The organism is Marisediminitalea alba (assembly GCF_002993365.1).
In the GTDB taxonomy this organism is placed as follows: domain Bacteria; phylum Pseudomonadota; class Gammaproteobacteria; order Enterobacterales; family Alteromonadaceae; genus Alteromonas; species Alteromonas alba.
This window is the reverse complement of record NZ_PVNP01000156.1, coordinates 1-5,899: the sequence shown is the minus strand read 5'-3', so window position 1 is coordinate 5,899 and position 5,899 is coordinate 1. Positions and strand designations below refer to the sequence as shown.

The 5,899-nt window shown below is 50.4% G+C and carries 7 protein-coding genes; all 7 read left to right on the top strand.

Features of this window, described 5'->3' with window-relative positions:
- On the top strand, positions 1-208 hold a 208-nt coding region (locus C6Y40_RS14370; RefSeq protein WP_170308458.1), incomplete at its 5' end, for a transposase.
- A 153-nt stretch (positions 209-361) separates the two neighbouring features.
- The gene (locus C6Y40_RS14365; RefSeq protein WP_105935191.1) at positions 362-1,261 is read left to right on the top strand and encodes a M14 family metallopeptidase; all 900 of its coding nucleotides are present in this window, start codon (positions 362-364) and stop codon (positions 1,259-1,261) included.
- Positions 1,262-1,356: 95 nt separating this feature from the next.
- Positions 1,357-1,536, top strand: a complete 180-nt coding sequence (locus C6Y40_RS24800) for a hypothetical protein (RefSeq protein WP_105935190.1) — start codon at positions 1,357-1,359, stop codon at positions 1,534-1,536.
- Positions 1,505-1,726: a DUF1289 domain-containing protein gene (locus C6Y40_RS14355; RefSeq protein WP_105935189.1), complete on the top strand. Its 222-nt coding sequence runs from the start codon at positions 1,505-1,507 to the stop codon at positions 1,724-1,726. Before C6Y40_RS24800 ends, C6Y40_RS14355 begins: the two co-directional genes overlap by 32 nt.
- Positions 1,727-1,786: 60 nt before the next feature.
- Positions 1,787-2,731, top strand: a complete 945-nt coding sequence (gene dusC / locus C6Y40_RS14350) for a tRNA dihydrouridine(16) synthase DusC (RefSeq protein ID WP_105935188.1) — start codon at positions 1,787-1,789, stop codon at positions 2,729-2,731.
- Between the two features lie 119 nt (positions 2,732-2,850).
- On the top strand, positions 2,851-4,269 hold the full coding sequence (locus tag C6Y40_RS14345; RefSeq protein WP_105935187.1) for an amidohydrolase: 1,419 nt from the start codon (positions 2,851-2,853) through the stop codon (positions 4,267-4,269).
- Positions 4,266-5,543, top strand: coding sequence for an amidohydrolase family protein (locus C6Y40_RS14340; RefSeq protein WP_105935186.1), 1,278 nt, complete (start codon positions 4,266-4,268; stop codon positions 5,541-5,543). The genes C6Y40_RS14345 and C6Y40_RS14340 overlap by 4 nt, the downstream gene beginning before the upstream one ends.
- The last annotated feature ends 356 nt before the right edge of the window (positions 5,544-5,899 follow it).

Here is a 5,899-nt window from a genome sequence, read left to right as displayed (position 1 = left end):
TCTCGTAAAACTCCCAGCCTATTCTCCGGAGCTGAACCCGATGGAACAGGTATGGCAATGGCTACGGCAGCGTTGCTTATCAAACCGGGTATTTCGAGGTTACGAAGAAATAGTAGAACAGGTCTCTCGTGCCTGGAATACATTCATTGCGGATGTTGAGCGAGTCAAAAATCTCTGTTGGAGAGAGTGGACAAATTTGGTCAATTAATTAATGCAATTGGTATTACTCATTCTGTTCAGCTTTGTATAACTGGCTAAGACAGTTATGCGTGCTCAGGTTACTGTGCAATTTGCCGTCACTTCATCCACTCTGCAATCATGCTACAATTCATCTGTTAATTTACTAGCAATAAGGTGATCAATGTATCCTATCGGCACACCAGGTCAGCCCTGGGGAGAAGAAGAAAAAAAACAGTGGCTCGCGGCACAATCAGTTAAGCGTAGTTACGCTGATGAAGTGTTAAGTCAGTTAGATGGCATGCCGGATTATTTTTCTGTTATTCAATACGGCGCCTTACCGTACGATGAATCACGCTACCCACTTTATGCACTGTTACCCAGGCAGCCAATTGCTGATGCCCCCTGGGTACTGGTCACCGGTGGTGTGCACGGTTACGAAACCAGTGGCGTGCAGGGCGCTTTGTTATTTGCCCGGGAATACAGTCAGGCGTATACCGATAAAATCAATCTGATAGTGGTTCCCTGTGTAAGCCCATGGGGTTATGAAACCATTAACCGCTGGGATCCGCTGGCTATCGATCCGAACCGTTCCTTTTATCCCGACTCGCCAGCGCCAGAGTCAAAATTACTCATGGACTTTATCGGCGCAATGGCGCAGGAATTTTTACTGCACATCGATCTTCACGAAACCACCGATACGGATAACAGCGAGTTTCGCCCGGCATTAGCGGCCCGTGATGCCATTGAGCAAAAAGCCTGGGAGATCCCTGACGGTTTTTATCTGGTGGCCGATGCTAAAGCGCCTCATCTGCCCCTGCAGCAAGCGATTATCAACGAGGTCAAAAAAGTTACCCATATTGCGCCAACGGATGAAAATGGCCTGATTATCGGTGCTGAGGTGCCCTCTGAAGGCGTCATCTGCTATGACAAGAGAAAGCTCTTTTTATGCGGCGGATTTAACAATGCAACCTATTGTTCGACGACGGAAGTGTATCCGGACAGCCCGTCAGCGACGCCGGAGATTTGTAACCGTGCTCAGGTTGCGGCTGTAGAGGGAGCTTTACAGCATTTACTGAAGTAATGCGATAAACGGTTGATTATCGATGTCTGGATGTTTGGATTTCTAGACGTCTAAATGTATACTCCTCGCTATGCTTAACGCGTAGCGGGGATAACATGGTTTACGTTGCATTGTTATATGAAGGGGTAGGGCAAAGACTGGTCAGATATGAAGCCAGTAACGAAGCCGATTTTTTTGCTAAACTCGATGCCCGGTTCGGCTGCTACGTTTGCCTGTGGTTTACCGAGGAACTGATTGAGAATAATGAAAACCTGCACACCCAGAGTCCCTGTTGAACAGGCAATTGCCACATCGCCCTGTATTGGCAACTGCTGCCTGGATGATGAGGATATTTGTCTGGGCTGCCAGCGCCACATTGATGAAATCACCGGTTGGCGCAGTGCCAATGCCACAGAGCGTCGCGCTATTTTAAATCGGTGCGAAAAGCGTTTTGCGCTGCGCACAGGGCATAAACAGCAATACTGATGTCAGCGGCCAAATGTTCTGCTAATATTCGCCCCCTTTATTTCTGAATACTAAAATACTATGCGAGTTTTGTTAGCGCCGATGGAAGGCGTTGTTGATCATTTAATGCGCGACATGCTTACCCGGGTAGGCGGTTTTGATCTGTGCGTAACAGAATTCGTTCGTATCGTTGACCAGAAACTCCCGCACAAAACCTTTTACCGTCTGTGCCCTGAATTGCATGAGGGCGGTAAAACACCCAGTGGGGTGCCTGTTCGCGTACAGTTACTTGGCCAGCATCCCCAGTGGCTGGCAGAAAATGCCTTAACCGCTGTTGAGCTGGGCTCACCAGGCGTGGATCTCAACTTTGGTTGTCCGGCTAAAACGGTCAATAAAAGCAAAGGCGGCGCGGTATTACTGCAATATACCGAGTTGCTGCATGATATCGTTAAAGCCGTGCGAGAGGCTGTCCCGGCCCATTTGCCCGTAACGGCTAAAATACGTCTCGGTTTTGAGGATAAGTCGCTGGCTATCGATAACGCCGTGGCCATTGATGAAGCCGGAGCATCTGAGTTAGTCGTTCATGCCCGTACCAAAACCGAAGGCTACCGGCCGCCGGCGTACTGGGACTGGATTAAAAAAATTCGCGCCCATACCCGTTTACCGGTGATTGCTAATGGTGAAATCTGGTCTTATGAAGATGCCAAACGCTGCCAGGAAATGTCCGGTTGCAACGATGTGATGATTGGCCGTGGCGCACTGGCCATGCCGAATCTGGCTCGTCATATTCGTGATAACGAGCCGCCCATGAGTTGGCCGGAACTGGCGCAACTGCTGATAGATTATTCCGGTTATGAAATCTATGGTGACAAAGGCCGTTACTATCCAAACCGTCTGAAACAGTGGTGTGGCTATCTTAAGCGTCAATACCCTCAGGCAGAAGTCCTGTTCGACAATATTCGCCGTTTACAAAAGGCCGATGAAATTGTCGCGGTGCTACAACAGTCGGCTGCTGCTGCAAAATAACGTTTCCCGCTTGTGCGTTGTCATTTGATTCGCTACCGTTAAACTCATCCCATCGATTCTGAATTCAACCTTGATGGGGTGTGGCACCTAAACGACAACGATTAAAAGAAAGGTAATGCATGACAACTACATTTAAGCAGTTAGTTATCACTGCGGCGTGTTGCTGTGCTTTGCTGCTTTCTGCCTGTGCAGAAGATAAAGCAGATAAAGCCGAGCAGTCACCGAAAGTGACCATCGATAAAAATCCATTCCCCAGTCAGTATACCCCGATACCTGGTGCGCCAACGGTGATCACCGGCGTCACGATTTTAGATGGCATCGGTAATAAGATTGATAACGGCATGGTGTATTTTACCGACGGTAAAATTGCGGCAATTGGTGAAAACCTCGATGTGCCGGCAGAAGCTACGGTTATCGACGGCACCGGTAAATGGGTAACGCCGGGCATTATTGATGTGCACAGCCATTTAGGGGTTTATCCTAATCCCTCTACCCATTCACATTCCGATGGTAACGAAATAGTGAAGCCGGTAACCGCAAATGTGTGGGCTGAGCATTCCGTGTGGCCTCAGGATCCTGGTTTTGGCCGTGCATTGGCTGGTGGCGTTACCGCGCTGCAAATCTTACCGGGTTCTGCCAATCTGTTTGGTGGCCGTTCAGTGGTGCTGAAAAATGTGCCGGATCGCACCATGCAGGAAATGAAGTTTCCGGATGCGCCTTACGGCCTAAAAATGGCCTGTGGTGAAAATCCGAAACGGGTTTATGGCAAAAAAGGCGGTCCTTCAACCCGTATGGGCAACGTCGCAGGTTATCGTCAGGCTTTGGCAGATGCTGAAAATTACATGCGCGCCTGGCAGCGTTACGAAGCCGATTATGAAGCGGGTAAAAATCCAACGCCGCCTAAGCGCGATCTAAACCTTGATACCCTGATGGGCGTGTTAAAAGATGAGATCCGCGTACATATGCATTGTTATCGCGCCGATGAAATGGCTGTGATGGTGGATGTCATGAAAGAGTTCGGCTATCAGATTTACTCGTTCCAGCACGGCGTAGAAGCCTACAAAATTGGTGATCTGCTGGCCGAAAACAACGTTTGTTCAGCCATGTGGGCCGACTGGTGGGGCTTTAAAATGGAGGCCTACGACGGCATCCGTGAAAACATTCCGATGGTTCATGAAGCTGGCGCTTGTGCCATCGTTCATTCAGACAGTGATTTAGGTATTCAACGCCTTAACCAGGAAGCAGCTAAAGCCTGGTCTTATGGCCGCCGTGCCGGTATCGACATCAGTCAGGAGGAGGCCTGGATCTGGCTGTCTGCTAACCCGGCTAAATCGTTGGGTATTTTTGATAAAACCGGCTCACTGGAAGTGGGCAAGAATGCGGATTTAGTGCTGTGGAGCGACAATCCGTTTTCAACCTACGCCAGAGCTGACAAAGTGTATATCGATGGCGGACTGGCCTTTGATCTTAGTGATCCGGCGTCGTGGCCGGTGGCAGATTTCGAGTTAGGGCAAGTTGGCGAGGGAGATATCAAATGAAGTCATTATTAACGATATGCCTGTTGGCAACCATCAGCAGTACTGCCCTGGCCGATAAACTGGCCATCGTCGGCGGTAAAGTTTTTACCGGCAGCGAGCAGGGCACACTGGAAAGTGCTACCGTGTTGATTAACGGTAATGAAATTGTGTCGGTCAGTGCTTCCTCTGCGGTCCCTGAGGGTTACCAGGCCATTGATGCCAGCGGTAAGTATGTAACACCGGGATTGATTGGTGCTTATACCCAGTTGGGACTGGTTGAAGTGAGTAGCTCTGCCGGTACTGTGGATGCTTCTGTGTCATCAAATCCGGTATCTTCCACCGGTGCTGCTTATGATGTCAGCTATGCGATTAACCCGGACTCCAGCTTGCTTGCGATCAGCCGGGTTGAAGGGTTTACTTCTGCTATCACTGGTATTTCACGTAGCGACAGTCTGTTCCATGGGCTGGGAGCTGTCATTACCTTATCTGGCACTGGCGACCCGATACTCAAATCACGGGCATTCACCGCAGTGAATGTCGGCAATGGCGGTGCCGACAGCAATGGTGGCTCAAGAGCCGCACTTTGGGTGATGTTAGAACAAGCCATAAGTGAGGCCATGCAGGTAAGTACTGCAGCGCAGTTGAGTCCATCCTCACAATGGCATGGTTTAAACAGCCGGGCGGATGTAAAAGCCTTAAAACCGGTGGTCAATGGTGAAACGCCTTTACTGATGTTTGCCGACAGGGCCGCAGACATTCGCCAGGTTATCGCTTTTAAACAGCGCTACCCCAAAATTAAAGTCGTACTGGTTAAAGGAATGGAGGCCTGGCGGGTGGCTGAGGAACTGGCTGACGCTAACATTCCGGTGATCATTGACCCCGAATTTAATTTGCCCGGTAGCTTCGAGCAGCTTGGTGCCACGCTGGCCAATGCTCAGCGCCTGGAAGCTGCCGGAGTCATGGTCGCGATAGGAATGGAAACCCACAATATCCGCCTGGCGACCCAACATGCCGGTAATGCGGTGGCATTTGGCATGTCGTGGGAAGGCGCTATGGCGGCTCTCACAGTGAATCCGGCGCGCATTTTTGGTGCACCTGATCAGTTGGGCACGCTCACGAGTGGGGCTAAAGCTGACGTGGTTGTCTGGAGTGGCGATCCTCTGGAAGTCACTGAAGCGCCGGAAGTAGTGATCATTGACGGCGAGATGATGGAGATGACATCTCGACAAATTAAGCTTCGTGACCGTTATCAACAGCGGGCAGAGTCGGAGCAAACGTCACAGTATATTCGCTAGACTACCCAGGTAATGGTAAAAGCCGGTATAACTTACCGGCTTTTTTGTTTTGTGCGCCGGGCATGGCGCGTAGTGCGAAAGCACTGTTCGATTCATTGTGGTGGTGAGTCGATGACTTGGAGGTGAAAGTCCTCTGCACACCCGGCAAGGGGAAGTGCTAGCCGAACGGCAAGGGTGTTCATCGCGAGGTGAAATCTGAAGGAAGCCGAAGGCAAAATGCTGGCCTGACGAACAGGAAGCGGTTTAGGCGTTGTTGCAGGGTGAGGTGGCAAATATCACTAAAGCCCAATACTTGCACGGAATGCAACAACGTAGAGCCGACAGGCATAAGCAGGAAGGTCGCGCGAATTACCCCG